This is a genomic window from Acidovorax sp. LjRoot129 (assembly GCF_964253765.1).
Classification (GTDB): domain Bacteria; phylum Pseudomonadota; class Gammaproteobacteria; order Burkholderiales; family Burkholderiaceae_C; genus Acidovorax.
Map to the genome: position 1 here is coordinate 2,766,483 of NZ_CAXUSE020000001.1, position 20,365 is coordinate 2,786,847.

Genomic DNA, 20,365 nt, shown 5'->3' on the forward strand with positions numbered 1-20,365 from the left:
CCGCGCTTGGGCTGCGTCAGTAGTGCGACAGCGCCTTGAAACAATCACCGAGTCCTAACTCACTTGCCTCCATGTCCCGCACCCTGCACCTGGCCGAACAGCTTATCTCCCTGCCCTCCATCACCCCCGAGGACGCGGGTTGCCTGGATGTGCTGGCGGCCCGGTTGGCCCCCCTTGGCTTTGTGTGCGAGCGGCTGGACAGCGGCCCGGCCGACTTCCGCGTCAGCAATTTATGGGCAAAAAGGCCTCTAGCGCTTGATACGCAAGCGCAGAAAGCTATCAAAACCATAGTATTTGCAGGTCACACGGATGTGGTGCCCACCGGGCCGCTCGCGCAGTGGACCAGCGACCCCTTCGTACCCACGCACCGGGATGGCAAGCTTTTTGGCCGGGGTGCCAGCGACATGAAGACCTCGATTGCTGCCTTCGTGGTGGCGGTTGAAGAGTTTCTGGCGGCGACGCCTGAGCCGCTGATCCAGCTGGCGTTTCTGCTCACCAGCGACGAGGAAGGCCCTTCGGTCGACGGGACCAAAGTGGTGGTGGAGCAGCTCACGGCGCGCGGCGAGACGTTGCACTACTGCATCGTGGGCGAACCCACCTCGGTCGAGCGCACGGGCGACATGATCAAGAACGGCCGGCGCGGCACGCTCAGTGGCAAGCTCACCGTGCGCGGAATCCAGGGCCACATTGCCTACCCACAACTTGCGCGCAACCCCATCCACCAGGCGCTGCCTGCGCTGGCCGAGCTGGCATCAACCGTGTGGGACCAGGGCAACGCCTTCTTTCCGCCTACCAGCTGGCAAATCAGCAACATGCACGGTGGCACCGGCGCCACCAACGTGATTCCTGGCGAGGTCGTGGTGGATTTCAACTTCCGCTTCTCCACCGAATCCACCGCCGAGAGCCTCAAGCAGCGCGTGCATGCCATGCTCGACCGCCACGGCCTGGAATACGACCTTCGCTGGACGCTGGGTGGTCAGCCCTTCCTCACCACACCCGGTGAGCTCGTCAGCGCTGTGCAGCAAGCCATCACTGCAGAAACCGGTCTCACTACTGAGCTGTCGACTACCGGCGGCACCAGCGACGGCCGCTTCATTGCGCAGGTCTGTCCTCAGGTCATCGAGCTGGGCCCGCCCAACGCGAGCATCCACAAGATCGACGAGCACATCGTCGTGGCCGATATTGAGCCGCTCAAGAACATTTACCGCCGCACGTTGGAAAACCTGGATGCTGCGGCGAGGGCCACTGCATGACGACCGTACAGGAGCTCATCGACTCCGTCGCCGCGCGCTTGACCGCAGCGGGGGTTGCTTTCGGTCACGGCACCACCAACGCTTTCGATGAAGCCGCGTGGCTGGTGCTCTGGCAGCTGGGACTGCCGCTCGATGATCTGGACAGCGTCGAAGGCATGCCCGTCACCGGAGAGCAGCGTGACGAGGTAGAGGAACTGCTGAGCGAGCGCATCACCACACGCAAACCAGCCGCCTACCTCACGCAAGAGGCCTGGCTGCAAGGCATACCCTTCTATGTGGACGAACGCGCCATCGTGCCGCGCAGCTTCATTGCAGAGTTGCTGGCCGATGGCAGCGTGGACGAATTTTTGAGCGAGAACACCCGCCGGGTGCTCGACCTGTGCACCGGCAACGGCAGCCTGGCCGTGCTGGCTGCCATGGCCTGGCCCGAGGTGGTAGTGACGGGAGCGGACATCTCGCCCGATGCCCTGGCCGTCGCGCGCATTAACGTCGACAAGCATGGCCTGCAAGACCGCATCACCCTGCAACTGTCGGACGGCTTGGCGGCCCTGTCCGGTCCGTGGGACCTGGTCCTGTGCAATCCACCCTACGTGAACGCAGCCAGCATGGCAGCTTTGCCCGCTGAATACCGTGCAGAACCAGAACTCGCACTGGCGGGTGGTAGTGACGGCATGGATTTCGTCCGCCAGCTGTTTGCTGCTGCGCCCGCTTGCATGAGCGAAGACGCGGTGATCGTGCTGGAGATCGGCAATGAGCGTGCAAACTTCGAAGCGGCCTTCCCCCAATTGCCCGTTTTTTGGCTCGACACCAGCGCTGGGGAAGACCAGGTTTTGCTGGTGACTCGGCAGGCTTTGATCGCCCAACCCCGCCTCACGGCACAATAGAGGGTTGCGCGCCACGTCTTTGGCAGCGGTTTGTCCGTTGGCAAAAGGCCTTTCGCTCCTTGATTTTTCACGCCACCCGCCCTGCGCGGGTGCGCTTTTTTCTGAGCTCCGGATGATCACCCTTAAAAACGTCACCCTGCGACGCGGCGCCAAAGTCGTGCTTGGCAGCGTTTCCGCCACCATCAACCCGGGCGAAAGTGTCGGTCTCGTGGGCCGCAATGGCGCCGGCAAGTCCAGTCTGTTTGCGCTCTTGAGCGGCAAGCTGCACGAAGACGGGGGCGATTTCTACATCCCCACCAGCTGGCGCATGGCCGAGGTTGCGCAGAACATGCCCGAGACCGACCAGCCAGCCACCGAGTTTGTACTGGAGGGCGATACGCGCCTGGCCGAGGTGCAACGCCAATTGGTAGAGGCCGAGGCCAGCGACGACGGCATGGCTATTGCCCACGCCTATTCGGACCTGCACGATGCCGGGGCGCACGATGCGGTCGCACGCGCACAGGCGCTGATCCTGGGCCTGGGCTTTCGGGTCAGCGAGCTGGACCAGCCGGTCAACAGCTTTTCAGGCGGCTGGCGCATGCGCCTGCAGTTGGCACGCGCGCTGATGTGCCCTAGCGACCTACTACTGCTGGATGAACCCACCAACCACTTGGACTTGGATGCCTTGGTCTGGCTCGAAGCCTGGCTCAAGCGCTACGCAGGCACCATGATCGTGATCAGCCATGACCGCGAGTTTCTGGATGCCATCACCAATGTCACCCTGCAAATTCAGCAGGGCGAGCTGAACCGCTATGGCGGCAACTACAGCAAGTTCGAGGAATTGCGCGCCCAGCAGCTCGAGTTGCAACAGGCCAGCTTCTCCAAGCAGCAGGAGAAGATGGCCCACCTGCAGAAGTTCATCGACCGCTTCAAGGCCAAGGCCAGCAAAGCCAAGCAGGCGCAAAGCCGGGTCAAGCAGCTCGAACGCATGGAAAAGATTGGACCGGTGCTCGCGGAAGCGGACTTCACGTTTGAGTTCAAGGAACCGGCCAACCTGCCCAACCCGATGCTGGCCATCAGCGACGCCTCGTTCGGCTATGTGGACGAGGACGGCGTTCCGACCACCATTCTCTCGAACGTCAACCGCTCGGTACTGGCGGGCCAACGCATCGGCATTCTGGGCGCCAACGGCCAGGGCAAGTCGACCCTGGTCAAGACTATTGCGCGCACCATGAAAGCCCTGGGCGGCAGCGTGACCGAGGGCAAGGGCCTGAATATCGGCTACTTTGCCCAGCAGGAACTCGACGTGCTGCGCCCCGCAGAAAATCCGCTGGAGCACATGATCCGCCTGGCCAAGGAGTTGGGCCCCGACATTAAGCAGCCGAGCCGCGAGCAGGATTTGCGCAGCTATCTGGGTACGTTCAATTTCACGGGAGACATGGTCAAGCAAGCCGTGGGCACCATGAGTGGTGGCGAAAAGGCGCGTCTGGTGCTGGCCATGATCGTCTGGCAGCGCCCCAACCTGCTGTTGCTCGACGAGCCTACCAACCACTTGGATCTGGCCACACGCGAGGCGTTGGCCATGGCGCTCAACGACTTCGACGGCACCGTCATGCTGGTCAGCCACGACCGCTCGCTGCTGCGCTCGGTCTGCGAGGACTTCTGGATGGTGGGCCGAGGCGCTGTGGGCCCCTTTGATGGCGATCTGGACGACTACCAGCGCTATCTGCTCGACGAATCGAAGCGCCTGCGGGAGGAGGCACGTTTGGCCGACCAGGCGCGCCCCGCCTCCGATGGCCCAGTAGCGACGGCGGTGTCAGCGGTGCCCGTTTCGCCGCCACCTGTCGCGGTTGCAGTCGCATCGCCCCCTGCCCCTTCGTCTTCGAAGGACGGGCGGGAGCAGCGAAAGCTGGATGCGCAGGTCCGCCAGCAGCAGGCGGAAAAATCCAAGCCCCTCAAAAAAGAGCTGGAACAAATCGATAAACGCCTCGCCGCGTTGACCGCTGAGCGGGCCGCCCTGGAGCAAAAATTGACCCAGCCTTTGCCTGCCGCCGAAATCGCAGACTGCGGGAAACGGCTGAAAGCGGGCAGTGACGAAACAGCCCGATTGGAAGAGCGCTGGCTCGAAATTTCTTCAGCGATCGAAGAAATCCAGGGCGCCATGGCAAGCTGAGAATGTAAAACCCTGTAAATTTTAGATGACTCTTTAGCGGCTCTCCGCTTGCCACACTAGGGTTGTACGCTATAAATAGGATAGCAATAGGGATTGTAAGCGGCGGGGCCATTCCGGTTGCATTTTTTTGTGAAACGCTGTCAACGCAACCTGAATCGAACGCGTTGTTGGTACATCACAGGAGTTTTCCAGTATGAATACCACCGCAATCTTGTCCGCCTGGCCCGAAGACGAACGCGACCGCAAGCGCGCTCCGGCCCGTTTCTAAAGCGTTTCCATGGTCGTTCGCTCTAGTCAGACGACCCCTGTAGGGAGCAGCTTCCGGTGGTTTCCGCGAACCACTCCAACCGCAGCCGCGCACACTGACTTCAGGCGCTGAGCTTCCGAAAGTCCCTTGTAGTCAGTCTGCTGATTCAATTACCCAACAAAAAACCCCGCTTCGCGGGGTTTTTGTTTTTCTGGCACCAGGGCGAAATCAGCCCATGTGCAGCCCGCCGTTGACCGAGAAGTCGGCGCCGGTCGCGTAGCCGCCCTCATCCGAGGCCAGCCACGCGATGATCGAGGCGATCTCGCTCGGCTCGCCCAAGCGCTTCACGGGCACCGTGGCAACAATCTTTTCAAGCACGTCGGGCCGGATGGCCTTGACCATGTCGGTGCCGATGTAGCCGGGGCTCACGGTGTTGACCGTCACACCCTTCGTCGCCAGCTCCTGGGCCAACGCCATCGAGAAGCCGTGCATGCCGGCCTTGGCAGCCGAGTAGTTGGTCTGGCCGGCCTGGCCCTTTTCGCCGTTCACCGAGCTGATGTTGACGATGCGGCCCCAGCCCTTTTCCACCATGTCCGCCACCACCTGCTTGGTGACGTTGAACATGCTGTTGAGGTTGGTTTCGATGACCGCATCCCAGTCTTCGCGCGACATTTTGAGGAACATGCGGTCGCGGGTGATGCCGGCGTTGTTCACCAACACATCGATGGTGCCGTGCTCGGCCTTGGTTTTGCCGAATGCCTCCACCGTGGAGTCCCAGTCACCGACGTTGCCAACCGAGGCGTAGAAGCTGTAACCCAGGGCCTTTTGCTCGGCCAGCCATTTGGCGTGGTCGCGGGTGGGGCCGCACCCTGCAATGACCTTGAAGCCGTCCTTGTGCAGGCGCTGGCAGATGGCAGTCCCGATGCCACCCATGCCCCCGGTGACGTATGCAATTTTTTGGCTCATCAAACTCTCCTTTTTCGTTGGTGATTGAACTGCTCAGCAGCCACTCTACCCAAGAAATGGGACGCATCCGTGAAGGTAAACACTGAACCGATGGTCTTTTTGTGGGAGCTTTGAGCCCGCTAAGGAAACACGTGCAGCCCAGTCACGTTTTTGGTGCACGTTCGACGAAAAATTCGAGCCGCGGATCTTTCCACGCCAGGCAATTGTCACGGGATGTACGAACCGTCCGAGTTCAAAGTGAGCGGGAACCACGGCCCTGGGGGGCGCCCGCACCGATCGAATTCGCGAGAGATGTGCGTTTCGGAAAGGATCGTGCAGGACCAGCACACGCTGTAGTTACTTCAATCGTTTGCGATGCCGCAGACCGATCAAGCGCAGGTGCACGCGGCGCAGTGATTTCGTAGGGGCTTGCTTAAGTCATCGCGCCAGCGGCAGCGTCTCCCACCCCGGCTTGGCGAACAGATAGCCCTGCTGATACTGGATTCCCATGGATCGCAGATACGCCGATTCCGCCGACGTCTCCACACCCTCCGCGACGATGTCGATCGACAACTTCTGGCACACCAGCGCAATGCCCGCAACGATGGCTTGGCGCACAGGGTCGTCGTTCAGGTTGCGAATCAGTTCCATGTCGATCTTGAGAACATGCGGCTGGAATTGCGCCAGCATGTTGAGACCGGCGTAGCCGGCGCCAAAGTCGTCGATGGCAGTGATCAATCCTTGGCGGCGGTACTCGTTGAAAATCGATTTCAGGTGCGCGCCATTGCGCAATTGCTCGCCCTCTGTCACCTCGAACATGATGCGGTTGTGAGGGAAGTCAAACTCTTGAGCAGCCTCCATCGTGGCGCGGATGCAGGTCTCCGCGCGGTACACCGCGTTGGGCAGAAAGTTGATGCTCAACCGGCATTCGGGCAGTGCTGCCAAACCCAGGCGCGACGCGAGTTCGATGGCTTTCACCCGGCATGCCTGGTCAAAACGGTAGCGGTTGGCGTCGTCCACCCACGAAAGTACGGTGCCCGCTGGCTCTCCGTTGATACCGCGGACCAGCGCCTCGTAGGCAAACGGGCGGTCCCGTTCCAGGTCCATGATGGGTTGAAAGGCCATCGTGAACTCGAAAGGGAGCTGCGTCTTGTCGCGGCACGACTGGCAGCCGACGGGCTCAAAGGGTTGGGCAAAGATCGTCTCGGTCATCGTCAAAGCACGGTATCTCTGATTTGCAGGGACTCTCGATCCATGTTGCAAAAAGGCATGGGAGAAGAAAAGGCCCGTACACACTGCGCGAAGACCGCAGGCGCACGGGCCTTGGCACTGACGGACCGCGGGAACAAGTCCGGGGCCCGTCCCTTGCAAGTTACCCGGCGCTCTCAGCGCTCCAGCGCGAGCGAAACGCCCATGCCACCGCCAATGCACAGTGCGGCGATGCCTTTCTTCGCGTCGCGGCGCTGCATTTCGTGCAGCAGCGTCACCAGGATGCGGCAGCCGGATGCGCCGATGGGGTGGCCGATGGCAATGGCGCCGCCGTTCACATTGACCTTGGAAGGATCGATCCCCAGTTCCTTGTTCACGGCGCAAGCCTGCGCGGCAAAGGCTTCATTCAGTTCGAACAGGTCCACGTCGGCAGCGTTCCAGCCTGCACGCTCGAGCGCCTTGCGGGTAGCGGATACGGGGCCCATGCCCATGGTGGCGGGGTCGAGGCCGGTGGTGCCAAAGGCTGCGATGCGGGCCAGTGGCTTGAGGCCCAGGGCCGCTGCCTTCTTGGCACTCATCACGACCACGGCCGCAGCGCCGTCGTTCAGGCCCGAGGCATTGCCGGCCGTCACGCTGCCGGCTTTGTCGAAGGCGGGGCGCAGGCCTGCCAGCGCCTCGGCGTTGGTCTTGCGGTTGAGGTATTCGTCGGCGTTGAAGAGGATGGGATCGCCCTTCTTTTGCGCCAGGCTCACGCCCACGATTTCATCGGCGAACTTGCCGGCGTCCTGCGCGGCAGCGGCCTTTTGCTGGCTGGCAAGGGCCAGGGCATCCTGCATGTCGCGGGTGATGCCGTACTGCTTGGCAACGTTCTCGGCCGTGATGCCCATGTGGTACTGGTTGTACACGTCCCACAGGCCGTCCACGATCATGGTGTCAACCATCTTCCAGTCGCCCATGCGCTGGCCGTCGCGCGAGCCGTTGAGCACGTGTGGAGACAGGCTCATGCTTTCTTGCCCGCCGGCGACCACGATTTCGCTGTCGCCCCAGGCCACGGCCTGGGCGGCCAGCATCACGGCCTTGAGGCCGGAGCCGCACACGGCATTGATGGTGAGCGCCGGGGTCTCCTTGGCCACGCCAGCCTTGATGGAGGCCTGGCGCGCGGGGTTCTGGCCCACGCCCGCGGTCAGCACCTGGCCCATGATGACTTCGCCGACCTGGTCGGACGACAGACCCGCGCGCGCAATGGCTTCACGGATCACGATGGCGCCCAGTTCGGTCGCGGGTGTCTTGGCCAGCGCGCCACCAAACTTGCCCACAGCAGTGCGGGCGGCCGAAACGATGACGATGTCTTCCATGGAATGTCCTTGTGGTTGGAGATGATTGCTCAGTGATTTTGACAGCGCTGAAGGTCAGTGCTTTTGCGTATCCGTGGACAGCGCCATGAAACGGGCCTGGGACAGGTGCGGCCCGTCGGCCCAGGCGCAGTTCCCTTGCGACGGATAACGCTGGCGCCGACCCAGAGCCTGTCTCATCTCAAGCCTTTTGCTTGACATAGCTGCCCGGCGCCGGCTCGAGGGCCTTGAATTTGCTGCCTTTGCCATAGGCCTTGGGTGCCGCAATCTGCTTGCCGGCGTGGCCCTTGAGCCAACCCGACCAGTCGGTCCACCAGCTGCCGGGGTGTTCGGTGGCGCCGCCGAGCCATTGGTCCAGCGTGGCGGGCAGTTTGCCGTCGGCACGGATCCAGTGGCTGCGTTTGCCTTTGGCCGGCGGGTTGATGACGCCCGCGATGTGGCCCGAGGCGCCCATCACAAACCGCTTCTTGCCAGGCAGCACCTGGGTGGAGGCATAGGCGGCATTGATCGGCACGATGTGGTCCTCACGCGAACCGTAGATGTACACCGGCAAGTCGAGCGCCCCGAGGTCCATCTTTTCGCCACACACGGTGAGCTTGCCGGGCTGGACCAGGCTGTTTTCCAGATAGAAATTGCGCAGGTACCACGCGTAGAACGGCCCCGGCAGGTTGGTGCTGTCGCTGTTCCAGTACAGCAGGTCGAACGGCGGTGGCGTCTCGCCCTTGAGGTAGTTGCCCACCACGTAGTTCCAGACCAGGTCATTGGGACGCAAGAAGCTGAAGGTCGAGGCCAGGTCCTGCCCTTTCATGAGCCCGCCCTTCCCCAACTGCATCTCGCGGTACTTCACAAAAGGCTCGTCGATGAACACGTCCAGGATGCCGGTGTCACTGAAATCGATCAGCGTGGTGAGGAAGGTGGCGCTGGCCACCGGCTCTTCGCCACGCGCGGCGAGCACGGCCAGCGCGTTGCTCAGGATGGTGCCACCCACGCAAAAGCCCAGGGCATTGATCTGCTCGGCACCGGTGATGTTCTGCGCCACCTCGATCGCGGCCATAGCCCCGTCTTCGACATAGTCGTCCCAGGTCTTGTCGGCCAGGGTGTTGTCGGGGTTGCGCCAGCTCACCACAAAGGTGCGGTGGCCCTGCTCCACGGCATAACGAATCAGCGAGTTCTCGGGCTGCAGATCGAGGATGTAGAACTTGTTGATGCACGGCGGCACCAGCAGGAAGGGGCGCTCGTACACCTTGGCGGTGAGCGGCTTGTATTCGAGCAACTGGAACAGCTCGTTCTCGAACACCACGGCGCCCTCGGTCGTGGCCACGTTGCGCCCCACTTCGAACAGGCTCTCGTCGGTCATCGACACATGGCCCTGCGTGATGTCGTGCAGCAGGTTCTGCATGCCCTTGGCAATGCTTTCGCCCTTGGTCTCGATGGCTTTCTTTTGCGCTTCGGCGTTAAAGGCCAGGAAGTTGCTGGGCGCCATGGCCGCCATCCATTGCTCTACGCCAAAACGGATGCGGGCCTTGGTTTTTTCATCCGACTCCACCGCGTCCGCCAGGCCCATCAGGGTGCGCGCGTTGAGCAGATACGCCGCGGCAGAAAATGCGGCCACTGGGTTGCTCGCCCAGCCTTCGCCCGAGAAGCGTTTGTCCTTGACCTCGGGTGCGCCCTGCAGGCCCTGGGCCCAGAGGTCTTGTGCCTCCTTGAGGTACTGCTGCTGCAATGCCTGCAGCTTGGTGGGCGAGAATTTAAGCGCTGGGGAGGACTGTGCGGGTGCGCCCAGGTCCATCTTTTGGAACGACTGCAGCGCCTGTGACCAGCTTTGCCCGAAAATCTGCTGGAACTGCTGGGCGCTCTCGGCCCACGGTGATTCAGAATTCATGCTCTTTCCTCGATGGTGTGGTCGTTCGCAGCGGCTGGGCTTTCGCTGAGATTGTTGCCCACCGCGCTGTGCAAGGCAACGGGTTCGCCCCGTGCTGGCACCGACCACTTGTTCAAACCCCGCAACCAATGTACCTGATCGTCATCGCCTGGACCTACGTCACTCTCATGATGGCTGTGGCCGAAGCCACCAGCTCCACCGGCACCGTGCTGGGTGCGGTCATCACCTTCCTGCTGTATGGGGCGCTGCCGATGGGGATTCTTGTGTACATCCTGGGCACGCCGTCGCGCAAGCGGTCGATCAAGGCGCGCGAAGTGGCTGAGCAAGCGGCCTACGACGCGGAGCAGCACGCGAAGGCAGCGCAGCCAGCGCCAGATGAAAGCACTGCGGGCGACACTGCAGACGATGACAAAGCGCCCGCTTCAGTCGCGCCAGATGCAGGTCGCGAAACGTCCGCTGCCCCCGAGCACACCGGTGTCGCGCCGGTGCGAAAAGAACCGTGACGCGTTGGACACGGTGCACCACCGCGCGCTGCTGTCGTTGCCGTAGATGGCGGTGATGCCGAGCGCCTGCAGCCGCAGGCGCGCCAGGCCTGCCAGATCGCAGAAGTATTTGCCCGGCGCCCCGGTGGGCATAAAGCAGGCTTGCGCCGCAGGCGAGACATCGCAGAACGCCGCGCGCACCTCTTGCCCGACCTCGAAGGCCGCAGGGCCGATGCACGGGCCCAGCCAGGCCAGCGTGTCCGTCGCCACGGGTTCTGGCGGCCGCGCTATTGATTTGATAGCTGTATGCGCTTTACTGTCCAGCGCCAGGGCCTCAAAACGCTTGAATACCGACTCCAAAACCCCCTGCCCATCCGTTCCTGCCAGCCCGCGCCAGCCCGCATGCGCCGCTGCCACCACGGCGCCCGAGCGGTGGGCCAACAACACCGGCAGGCAGTCGGCCACCATGATCGTGCAAGCCACGCCAGCGGACGAAGCCAGGCAGGCATCGGCCTCGGTGCCGTCGGGCGTGTCAGTGTCCAGATGCGCCACGCCTTCGCCATGCACCTGCTGGAGGAACACCGGGCGTGTTCCGGCAGACACCGCCTGCACGCGGTCCTGCAGGCGCAGGCGGTTGGTGCGCACGGCCGCGGGGTCGTCGCCCACGTGGGTGCCCAGGTTCAGGCTGTCATAAGGCGGCAGGCTCACGCCGCCAGCGCGCGTGCTGCACAGCGCATGCACGCCCGCGGGCAACGGCCAGTCGGGCACCAGCCAGTCGGCTGGCACGTTGTCAGGGTTGAAAGGTGCGGCGGACGTCAAGTTTCGTGGTCCGGGCAGGCCGAGGGCTGGGCTTGCTGGAAGGCCGGCAGCGCCAGGCAGGCGTCGTGCGCGGCCAGGGTCAGCGGCAGGCCGTCCAGGTTCACCTTGAACCGCTGGGCGTTGAAGATCTGCGGCACCAGGCAGCAATCGGCCAGCGTGGGCGTGTCGCCCCAGCACAGCACCGACGGCGGCAAGCCCTGGCCCGCGCGTTCCTGGGCGAGCAGCGCCAGTTGCCGCTCGAAGGCCTCGAGCCCGCTGCGCGCCCAGTGGTGGTACCAGGCGTTCTTGGCGTCTTCATCCACCTTGAGTTCACGCACCAAATACTTGAGCACGCGCAGGTTGTTGATGGGATGGATCTCGCACGCCACCATCTGCGCCAGGGCCCGGACGCGGGCGCGTGCCAAAGGCTCGGCCGGTAGCAGCGCCGGCGTGGGGTGGGTTTCTTCAAGGTATTCGATGATTGCCATCGATTGGGCCAAAGCCACACCGTCGTCGGTCACCAGAGTGGGCACCAGGGCGTCGGCCGCGAGGCGGGTGTACGCGGGCTGCTGGTGCTCGCCCTTCACCAGATGCACAGGCACATAGTCGTAACCGAGCCCCTTGATCGCCAGAGCGATGCGCACGCGGTACGAGGCCGACGATCGGAAGTAGTTATAGAGCTGCATGCAAGAAATCCGTGAGTGAGTCGGCAAGCCTTGGTGCCCACCGGGCAGGCGCCTGAAGACGCGAACGGTGCGGCCCGGAGGCCCGTTTCAAGCGCCCGAGGCGCCGGCAGGGTCCTGGTGGTTGTAGACCACCTTGGTGAGGATGGCCATGAGGTCGCTGCGTTCCTGCGCGTTGAGCGGGGCCATCAGGCGCTCCTGCACGCGCTGCGCGGCATCGCGCATCTGCAAGGCGGCGACCTCGCCTTCGGGGGTGATCCACAGCAGCTTGCGGCGGCGGTCGCGGGTGTCGGGTTCGCGGCGAATCCAGCCGCGTTTTTCGAGCCGCCCGATCACCGAGCCCGACGTGGCCGCGTCGAAAGCCACGCGGGACGCCAGGGTGACCTGGTCTTCGCCCGGCTGGGCCAGCAGCTCGTGCAGGATGGCGAACTGCACGGGCGTCACGTCAAAACCGGCCGTCTCTTCCATGAAAAGCGCGACGGTCCGCTGGTGGGCGCGGCGCACCAGGTGGCCTGGCGTGTTGTGGAAATCGAAGCTCTTTGCCATGGGCGCGAGTGTAGCCTCAGAGAGCGCGGCGCCCTCAGCCATGGCACACTGCCAGGCTCCAGCCTGGGCGCCTGCAGCGCGGCCTGCAGATCCCATCGGCCCCCTTCTCCATCACATCCCGAGACAAGCGAAAGGCAGACATGAGCTACGTGTTTTCTCCCGCGCCGGTGGTCAGCGTGCCCGTGGTGGGCAGCGGCGACCGCTTTCCCGTGCACCGCATCTACTGCGTGGGCCGCAACTACGAAGAACACGCCAAGGAAATGGGCTTCACCGGCCGCGAGCCGCCCTTCTTCTTCATGAAGCCAGCCGACGCCATCGTGGTCGTCAATGCCGGCGAAACCGGCCAACTGCCCTACCCCACCCTCACCGCCAACCTGCACCACGAGATCGAGCTCGTGGTCGCCATCGGCAAAGGTGGCAAGAACATCGTCGCCGCGGATGCCCTGGCGCACATCTACGGCTACGCAGTGGGCCTCGACATGACGCGCCGCGATCTGCAAAACGACATGAAGAAACAAGGCCGCCCCTGGTGCATCGGCAAGGGTTTTGACGCCAGCGCGCCCATCGGCCCGATCACCCCCGCCGCGCAAGCGGGCGACGTGGCCAGCGCCGGCATCTGGCTGCAAGTGAACGGCGCAGACAGGCAGCGCAGCACCGTCGCCCAGCTGATCTGGAACATTGCCGAAACCATCGAACACCTGTCCGCCGCCTGGGAGCTGCAGCCCGGCGACCTGATCTACACCGGCACGCCCGAGGGCGTGGGCGCGGTGGTGCGCGGCGACGCGCTGGAAGGTGGCGTGGACGGCCTGGGCACGCTGCGACTGAACGTGGTGTAGGGCCCGGCGGGCGCCTGCCCTACCGCGGCAGTGGCGCCGCAACACTATGCTTTTCATAGCTGCCAGCGCTTATAGAACAAGCGCTGGCAACCTGTTTGACCAAAAATTCAACCCCGCATGACCTTCCGCAGCCCCATCAAACACTGCCGCACCTGTGGCACTGCCGTGGTCTACCGCCTGCCGGACGATGGCGACACCAAACTGCGCGCGGTGTGCCCGGCGTGCCACACGGTGCACTACGAGAACCCGCTCAACGTCGTCGGCACCGTGCCCGCGTTGCCCGACGGCCGCGTGCTGCTGTGCAAGCGCAACATCGAGCCGCGCTGGGGCAAGTGGACCTTGCCCGCGGGCTTTATGGAACTGGACGAAACCACGGCCCAGGGCGCCGCGCGCGAAACCGACGAGGAAGCCGGCGCGCAGATCGAGATGGGCCCGCTGTTTTCGCTGCTCAATGTGGCGCGGGTCGGCCAGGTCCACCTGTTCTACCGGGCCACGCTGCTCAGCGACCAGTTCAACCCCGGGCACGAAACCATCGAGGCCCGGCTCTTTACCGAGGACGAGGTGCCTTGGGACGAGATCGCCTTCCGCACGGTGAAGGAGACGCTGGAGGCTTATTTTGCGGACCGCAAGGCGGGCAGTTTTGGGCTGCATTGCATCGATATTGAGTAGACAGTGCAGCAGCCGCTGAGGACTCCACCCACACCCGCCCGTCCCATGCCGTCCCCTGCCCCATCGATACCCGCCGAGCCGGCTTTGGCCCCACCGGACAACCTGCCCCGCTACCGCCTGCTCACCGGTCCCGACGACTCGGGCTTCTGCCGGCGGGTGAGCGAGGTGCTGTCGCTGGGCTATGTGCTGTAAGAACCTGTTCAAGATCTTTTCGGGGTCGCGCAAGTGCCTTGCCGGGATGGGATGCAAGGCGCGGTGCGCAGTGGATAGCTTGGGCTTGCACAAGCGCCGCAACGCCGCAGACCGCCCGGCAAGTCACTGCCCGGAGGGTTGGAGTGAAATCGGGCGACTGGAGGCTCCGGTTGCACCCCAACGCGATCCCCGAAGAGATCTTGAACAGGTTCTCAGGCTCCCCGCGGCCACCTTCAATGGCGAAACGGTGGTCGTGGCCCAGGCCGTTATCTGGCCAAGCGTGCGCCACGCAGCGTCCTGATCGCGAACAGGACGGGTGATTCGCCGACAGGTGGTGAGGGCTCGAGCCAGCGAAAGCTGGCCTCCTCGACGCGCCCCCCCAGCTTGGTTAACCCTCCTCACCTCACAGCACGCAAGCGCCCTCCATCAAGTGATGCCTTGATGGGCATACGCAGCGGCGGATTCTTGATAAAAATGGCTTCCAGCGCTTGATACATAAGCGCCACAAGCTATTGAATCGATAGCAATCATCCACCTGGGCGTAAGACGAAAGTTCTATCTGCTTTGTTCGCAGCATCGCACCGCGACCCGACGAAAGACCAGTCCACACTCGCCGGCCCGGCACCCGCACTCGACCAACCTCAATGACCGTCAGCCGCCTGATCGTTCCTCCGCCGGTGGCGGCGGCATCGACGAACCCGGCGGGTCCTGCGTCACCGGCGGCAAGCCGCCCGGCCAGGGTGCCGGAGGCTGCCCGGGCGCCTGCGGCGCAGGCTGACCCTCGCCGCCGCCAAACAAACCGCGAATCCAGTCGCGCATGGTGCCCAGCGATCCATCGCCCGGCGGCGGTGGCATGGCGGCGGGCGGCGGGCTGGTGTCGAACTCGTCGAAGAAGCGTTCCTGCCCGTCGATCACCTTGTTGCGGATCGCCTGCTGCATGAAATCGCCCACCATGGGCAGCGCGCTGCGGGCGCCCTGGCCCCACTGGTCGCTGCGCAGCGTGACACGGCCGTCGTTGAAACCCGCCCAGGCACCCGCCACCACGCGCGGGTTCATCAGGATGAACCAGCCATCGGTGTTGTCTTGGGTGGTCCCGGTCTTCCCCGCCACGTCGGCCTGGATGCCATAGCGTGAGCGGATCGCCGTGGCCGTGCCCCGGTCCACCGCGCCGCGCATGGTGTTGCGCAGCGTTTGTGCGGCACGCGCATCAAACACCACTTCAGGCACCGGCTTGAGAAAAGTCTCCAGCACCTTGCCATGGCGGTCTTCGATGCTGGTGATCAGCACCGGCTCGATATAGCGGCCCAGGTTCACGATGCTGCTGTAAGCCGAGATCATCTCCTTGAGCGTGACCGGGCTCGTGCCCAGCGCGAGCGACGGCACTTCTTCCAGCGGCGACTGCCGCACGCCCAGCGCCCGCGCCACCTGGGCCACGCGTGCGGGGCCCACCTGGTGCATCACCTGGGCAGTGATGGTGTTCTTGGACAGCGCCAGGCCATCCGCCAGGGTCATCGGCTGGTCGCTCGGCGGCCCGCCATCGGTGGGGCGCCACACGCGTCCGCCGCCCAGCGGGATCTCGACCGCGGCATCCATCAGCACGTCATTGGGCGAGGCGCCGTTGGCAAACGCGGCGCCATAGACAAAAGGCTTGAAGGTGGAGCCCGGCTGGCGCCGTGCTGCCTGCACGTGGTCAAACGGGTCCTGCGCAAAGTCGCGGCTGCCCACCCAGGCCAGCACGTGGCCGGTGACAGGGTCCTGCGCCAAAAAGCCCGCCTGCACGCGCGTCTTCTCACCGCGCAGCTTCTGCAAAAAGGCGTCGTCGGCCAGGAGCGCCTTGAGCGCCTCGTCGGGCGCCTGGCCCTTGTCCACCGCGGTGCGGTACTCGGCGCTCTCGCGCACCAGCGTCTGCACCAGCTCGTTGCCCGGCACCCAGCCGTCACGTTTGCTCCAGGCCGCATCGGCCACGGTTTGCAGCTGCTTGCCCTGGCGCGCCACGGCCAGATTGGCGAAGTTTTGCAGGCGCGAATCGATGGTGGTGCGGATCACCAGACCATCGGCATACAGGTTGTAGCCATGGCTGTCGGCCCAGTCGATGAGCTGCTTGCGCAGCTGCATCGCAAAGTGCGGTGCCGGCCCCATCACCTCGGTCTGGCGTTCAAAATCGACGCGCAGCGGGCGCTTTTGCAGGTCGTCGAACTGCGCCTGCTCAAGCTTGCCGCGCTTGACCATCTGCGACAGCACAATGTTGCGCCGCGCCTGGGCGCGCTCGGGGTTGAGCACGGGGTTGTAGTAGGCCGTGCCCTTGAGCATGCCGATCAGCGTGGCGCTCTCCAGCACGTTGAGCTTGTCCGCCGACTTGTCGAAGTACGTGCGCGCGGCCATCTCGATGCCGTATGCGTTGTACAGAAACGGCACGGTGTTGAGGTACGTCTCCAGGATCTCGTCCTTGGTGTACGAGGACTCGATCTTTACCGCCGTGATCGCCTCCTTGAGCTTGCGCGTCAAGGCCTGCGGAAACACGCGCGAGCGGCCGATCTCTTCAGGGAACAGGTTGCGCGCCAGCTGCTGCGTGATGGTGGAGCCGCCCTGCGGAGCGCCGCGCAGCGTGTGCACCACCGACGACGTCGTGCGCTTCCAGTCCATGCCGAAGTGGTCGTAGAAGCGGTGGTCTTCGGTGGCGATCAGCGCGTCCACCACATTGGGCGATATCTTGTCGAGCGCCACCCATTCGCGGTTGGCCCAGCGGTATTCGGCCAACAGCTTGCCGTCGGCCGACACCAGCTGGGCGGGCAGCTCGCTCTTGGCCTTGCGGATGTCGCCCACGCTGGGGGTGAACGGCACCAGGGCCACGATGTACAGCAGCAGGATGGCCGGGCCGGTGGCCGCTGCCAGCAGCAGCCAGCGGTACAGGGGGCGGGCCCACAGGGCCGCGAAGAAGTTTTTAATGGATTGCAGCAACGCGTGGGTTCCAATGTTCAGGGTCGTCAGGCCGCGGGCCGCGCAGCCAGCAGTGCGAGCATGCCGGCTTCGTCCAGCACCGGCACGCCCAGCTCTTCGGCCTTGGCGAGCTTGCTGCCCGCCTCTTCGCCCGCGATCACGTAATGGGTCTTCTTGCTCACCGAGCCAGCCACCTTGGCGCCGGCGGCTTCCAGCATGTCCTTGGCCGCATCGCGGCTCAGCGTGGGCAGCGTGCCGGTCAACACCACCGTCTTGCCAGCCAGCACCTGCGGCGCCTTCTGCGCAGGTGCGCCTTCGGGCCAGGTCACGCCGCAGGCACGCAGTTGCTCCACCACTTCGCGGTTGTGCGGCTGTTCAAAAAAGGTGTGGATCGCCTGCGCGACCACGGGGCCGACGTCGTTCACTTCCAGCAACTGCTCCACGCTCGCTTCCATGATGGCGTCGAGCGTGCCGAAGTGGCGCGCCAGGTCTTTGGCCGTGGCCTCGCCCACATGGCGCAAGCCCAGGCCGAACAGAAAACGCGGCAGCGTGGTCTGCTTGGATTTCTCGAGCGCGGCCAGCACGTTCTGCGCCGATTTTTCAGCCATGCGCTCCAGGGCGATGAGCGAGGTCAGGCCCAGCCGGTACAGGTCGGGCAAGGTGCGGATGACGTTGGATTCGACCAGCTGGTCCACCAGCTTGTCGCCAAGGCCTTCGATGTCCATGGCGCGGCGCGCGGCAAAGTGCAGGATGGCCTCCTTGCGCTGTGCGGCGCAGAACAGGCCGCCGGTGCAGCGGTGGTTGGCCTCGCCCTTTTCGCGCACCACGTCGCTGCCGCACACCGGGCAGGTCTGGGGCATCTTGAAGTTGGGCACGTAGCCCACGCGGTTGCCCGGCATCACGCCCACGACTTCGGGTATCACGTCGCCCGCGCGCCGCACGATGACCTGATCGCCCACGCGCACGCCCTTCTTGCGGATCTCGAACAGGTTGTGCAGCGTGGCGTTGGTGACGGTGACACCGCCCACGAACACCGGCGCCAGGCGTGCCACGGGCGTGATCTTGCCGGTACGGCCCACCTGCACGTCGATGCCTTCCACCTTGGTGGCCATCTCCTGCGCGGGGTACTTGTGCGCCACGGCCCAGCGCGGCTCGCGTGTCTTGAAACCCAGGTCGCGCTGCAGCTGCAATGAGTTGACCTTGTAGACCACCCCGTCGATGTCGTAGGGCAGCGCGTCGCGGGCCGCGCCCACCTGCTGGTGATACGCTACCAATTCAGTAGCACCCACCGCAATCTGGACCTGCGCTGCGACCGGAAAACCCCACAATTTCAGCGTCTGCAGCAGCTCGTAGTGCGTTCTAAAAACCGGGCCGCCTTCGCTGGCTGGCGTGATCGCCCCCAGGCCGTAGGCAAAGAAGCTCAGGGGACGCTGGAGGGTGATGTTCGAGTCCAGCTGGCGCACGGCACCGGCCGCCGCGTTGCGCGGGTTCACAAAAGTCTTGCCGCCCTGCTCGCGCTGGCGCTCGTTGAGCGCATCGAAATCGGCGCGGCGCATGTAGACCTCACCGCGCACTTCCAGCAGCGCAGGCACCTCGGCGGGCAAGGTCAACGGGATCTGGCGAATCGTGCGGATGTTGTGCGTCACGTCCTCGCCCACTTCGCCATCACCGCGCGTGGCGGCCTGCACCAGACGGCCGCTCTCGTAGCGCAGGCTCATGGCCAGGCCGTCGAACTTGGGCTCGGCCACGTATTCGACGGCAGGGTCTGATTCGGCCAGCCCCAGCTCCCGCCGCACGCGGGTGTCGAACGCCTGCGCGCCCGTGGCTTCGGTGTCGGTTTCGGTGTGGATGCTGAGCATCGCCACGGCGTGGCGCACGGGCGTCAGGCCCTCCATCACCGCCCCGATCACACGCTGCGTGGGCGAATCCGAGGTGATGAGGTCCGGGTGTTCGTTCTCCAGCGCCTGCAGCTCGCGGAAGGCCCGGTCGTATTCGGCGTCGGGCACGGTGGGCTCGTCCAGCACGTAGTACTGATGCGCCCAGCGGTGCAGCTGATCGCGCAGCGCTTTGATTTTGATAGCAGCTTGCGCTTGACTGGTCTGCGCTGCGGCCGAAAAAAGATAGGAATTCTCCGTCATGCGGGTCCCAAGGCTAGCTGAACAGCCTGCGCGCCAGCACCGACCCCGCCGACAGATCGCGGCCGTCCAGCTGGTCGTACAGCAACTCAAGGTCCGCGGTGATCGGGTCCATGGCCATGGCTGGCAGGGGCTGGCCGTTCTGGTCGCAGAGCACGCCGTCCATGGCGTCGCACAGGGCCTTGGCCACATCGCGCAGGCGGGCGAAGGGTTGCTCGGAGCGGTGGACTTGCGCCACGTCCAGGCTCAGGGTGATGTCGCGGATCGCACTTTGCTCGGGGTCTTCGGCCAGGGCGGCGGCGGTGTCGTAGCCCAGCGTGAGCAGCGGCGGCAGGCCCTGGGCACTGGCGGGCAGCACCAGGCGCCCGGGCATCACGCCGGGCACAAACCCGAGGCGGCCTGCATTCTGCTGCACGTAGCCGGGGCTCCAGGCGGCCTGGCGGGCGCGCAGCATGAAGGCCAGCTGCGCGTCGTGGTCCCCGGCGAACTGGTCCAGCTCGCGGGCGCGGGCCACCTCCTGCAGCATGTCGGGGAAGTCCGGCGCGGCGTTGATCGCATCGGCAAACGCCTGTGCCTTGACCACGAACTCCGAAAACTCGATCTCGTTGAGCGCCCCGGTGCGGTTGGCCAGTTGCACCCCTGCCTGAAAGCTCTGGTAGCGCTGGCCGGGCGCGGGCGTCTCCCACTGCTGGGTGGCTTCGTTCAGGCCCTCGATGGCAAACGGTTTGCTGCCGGCGCGGCGCGTGGGCGGCATCGCCGCCAGTGCAGCATCGCCCGAGACGATGTGCTCGGGCTGCAGCGAGGCCATCACGTCGATGAGCGGGTCAAGCCCCGGCCGGCGCTCTGCCGAGAACGCGGGCACGGGCATCTGCAGCGCCTCGGTCGGGTCTACGGCGTGTTCGGACGAGGGATCGGTCCCCCGGTCCAAGGCCTCCAATTCGCTGGGGGTCAGCTCCACCGGGCTGACACCGTCGAAACCGGGCTCCTGGCGCAGCAGCGCCGGCTCGCCCGCACGGTCGCCATTGCGCTCAGGCTCTTGCGGCAGCGCGCGCTTGGGGGCGTTGCGGCGCGAAGTCCAGGTGTTGTAGGCCACGATGAGGGCCAGCACCAAACCGCCAATGATCGCCAGACTGAGTTGAAGTGTGCTCATAAAACGATATTGC

17 protein-coding genes are annotated in these 20,365 nt (G+C 64.6%); 7 read left to right on the forward strand and 10 right to left on the reverse strand.

The window, feature by feature from the left end:
- Positions 1-71: 71 nt before the first annotated feature.
- The 3 genes from dapE to ACSQ3Q_RS12700 all read left to right on the forward strand — a co-directional run bounded on the left by dapE (position 72) and on the right by ACSQ3Q_RS12700 (position 4,289).
- Entirely contained in the window at positions 72-1,253 is a 1,182-nt protein-coding gene (dapE, locus tag ACSQ3Q_RS12690; protein ID WP_436134727.1) for a succinyl-diaminopimelate desuccinylase, read from the forward strand.
- Positions 1,250-2,137, forward strand: a complete 888-nt coding sequence (gene prmB / locus ACSQ3Q_RS12695; protein WP_436134728.1) for a 50S ribosomal protein L3 N(5)-glutamine methyltransferase — start codon at positions 1,250-1,252, stop codon at positions 2,135-2,137. The genes dapE and prmB overlap by 4 nt, the downstream gene beginning before the upstream one ends.
- Before the next feature lie 112 nt (positions 2,138-2,249).
- On the forward strand, positions 2,250-4,289 hold the full coding sequence (locus ACSQ3Q_RS12700) for an ABC-F family ATP-binding cassette domain-containing protein (RefSeq protein ID WP_436134729.1): 2,040 nt from the start codon (positions 2,250-2,252) through the stop codon (positions 4,287-4,289).
- A 475-nt stretch (positions 4,290-4,764) separates the two neighbouring features.
- Here ACSQ3Q_RS12700 and phbB read toward each other — a convergent pair whose 3' ends face one another.
- The 4 genes from phbB to ACSQ3Q_RS12720 form a co-directional block, all read right to left on the reverse strand.
- Positions 4,765-5,502, reverse strand: a complete 738-nt coding sequence (phbB, locus tag ACSQ3Q_RS12705; protein ID WP_436134730.1) for an acetoacetyl-CoA reductase — start codon at positions 5,500-5,502, stop codon at positions 4,765-4,767.
- A gap of 417 nt (positions 5,503-5,919) precedes the next feature.
- A complete protein-coding gene (locus ACSQ3Q_RS12710) occupies positions 5,920-6,693 on the reverse strand; it encodes an EAL domain-containing protein (protein ID WP_436134731.1) in 774 nt (257 codons plus the stop codon).
- Positions 6,694-6,866: 173 nt separating this feature from the next.
- Entirely contained in the window at positions 6,867-8,045 is a 1,179-nt protein-coding gene (locus tag ACSQ3Q_RS12715) for an acetyl-CoA C-acetyltransferase (protein WP_436134732.1), read from the reverse strand.
- Positions 8,046-8,223: 178 nt separating this feature from the next.
- A complete protein-coding gene (locus ACSQ3Q_RS12720; protein WP_436134733.1) occupies positions 8,224-9,924 on the reverse strand; it encodes a PHA/PHB synthase family protein in 1,701 nt (566 codons plus the stop codon).
- Positions 9,925-10,052: 128 nt separating this feature from the next.
- Here ACSQ3Q_RS12720 and ACSQ3Q_RS12725 point away from each other — a divergent pair, with 128 nt between their 5' ends.
- On the forward strand, positions 10,053-10,427 hold the full coding sequence (locus tag ACSQ3Q_RS12725; protein ID WP_436134734.1) for a hypothetical protein: 375 nt from the start codon (positions 10,053-10,055) through the stop codon (positions 10,425-10,427).
- On the opposite strand, the gene pgeF is transcribed toward ACSQ3Q_RS12725, so the two are convergent.
- The 3 genes from pgeF to ACSQ3Q_RS12740 form a co-directional block, all read right to left on the reverse strand.
- Positions 10,347-11,225 carry a peptidoglycan editing factor PgeF gene (gene pgeF, locus ACSQ3Q_RS12730; RefSeq protein ID WP_436134735.1) on the reverse strand — a complete coding sequence of 293 codons (879 nt, stop codon included), beginning with the start codon at positions 11,223-11,225 and terminating at the stop codon, positions 10,347-10,349. The genes ACSQ3Q_RS12725 and pgeF overlap by 81 nt on opposite strands.
- Positions 11,222-11,890, reverse strand: a complete 669-nt coding sequence (gene maiA, locus ACSQ3Q_RS12735; RefSeq protein WP_436134736.1) for a maleylacetoacetate isomerase — start codon at positions 11,888-11,890, stop codon at positions 11,222-11,224. Before maiA ends, pgeF begins: the two co-directional genes overlap by 4 nt.
- 87 nt (positions 11,891-11,977) lie before the next feature.
- Complete coding sequence (locus tag ACSQ3Q_RS12740; protein ID WP_436134737.1) at positions 11,978-12,433, reverse strand: MarR family winged helix-turn-helix transcriptional regulator; 456 nt, start codon at positions 12,431-12,433, stop codon at positions 11,978-11,980.
- A 140-nt stretch (positions 12,434-12,573) separates the two neighbouring features.
- On the opposite strand from ACSQ3Q_RS12740, the gene ACSQ3Q_RS12745 reads away from it, so the two are divergent.
- From ACSQ3Q_RS12745 to ACSQ3Q_RS12755, 3 genes are all read left to right on the forward strand, one after another.
- Positions 12,574-13,269, forward strand: a complete 696-nt coding sequence (locus tag ACSQ3Q_RS12745) for a fumarylacetoacetate hydrolase family protein (RefSeq protein ID WP_436134738.1) — start codon at positions 12,574-12,576, stop codon at positions 13,267-13,269.
- A 117-nt stretch (positions 13,270-13,386) separates the two neighbouring features.
- Positions 13,387-13,938, forward strand: a complete 552-nt coding sequence (locus ACSQ3Q_RS12750; protein WP_436134739.1) for an NUDIX hydrolase — start codon at positions 13,387-13,389, stop codon at positions 13,936-13,938.
- 45 nt (positions 13,939-13,983) lie between these two features.
- Positions 13,984-14,130 carry a DUF1737 domain-containing protein gene (locus ACSQ3Q_RS12755; protein ID WP_436134740.1) on the forward strand — a complete coding sequence of 49 codons (147 nt, stop codon included), beginning with the start codon at positions 13,984-13,986 and terminating at the stop codon, positions 14,128-14,130.
- 651 nt (positions 14,131-14,781) lie between these two features.
- Here ACSQ3Q_RS12755 and ACSQ3Q_RS12760 read toward each other — a convergent pair.
- Genes ACSQ3Q_RS12760 through ACSQ3Q_RS12770 form a run of 3 tightly spaced genes read right to left on the reverse strand, consistent with a single transcriptional unit; the run spans position 14,782 to position 20,352 of the window.
- Positions 14,782-17,088: a penicillin-binding protein 1A gene (locus ACSQ3Q_RS12760; RefSeq protein WP_436134741.1), complete on the reverse strand. Its 2,307-nt coding sequence runs from the start codon at positions 17,086-17,088 to the stop codon at positions 14,782-14,784.
- 26 nt (positions 17,089-17,114) lie between these two features.
- A complete protein-coding gene (ligA, locus tag ACSQ3Q_RS12765; protein WP_436134742.1) occupies positions 17,115-19,205 on the reverse strand; it encodes an NAD-dependent DNA ligase LigA in 2,091 nt (696 codons plus the stop codon).
- A 13-nt stretch (positions 19,206-19,218) separates the two neighbouring features.
- Positions 19,219-20,352, reverse strand: coding sequence for a cell division protein FtsZ (locus ACSQ3Q_RS12770; RefSeq protein ID WP_436134743.1), 1,134 nt, complete (start codon positions 20,350-20,352; stop codon positions 19,219-19,221).
- Positions 20,353-20,365: the final 13 nt, after the last annotated feature.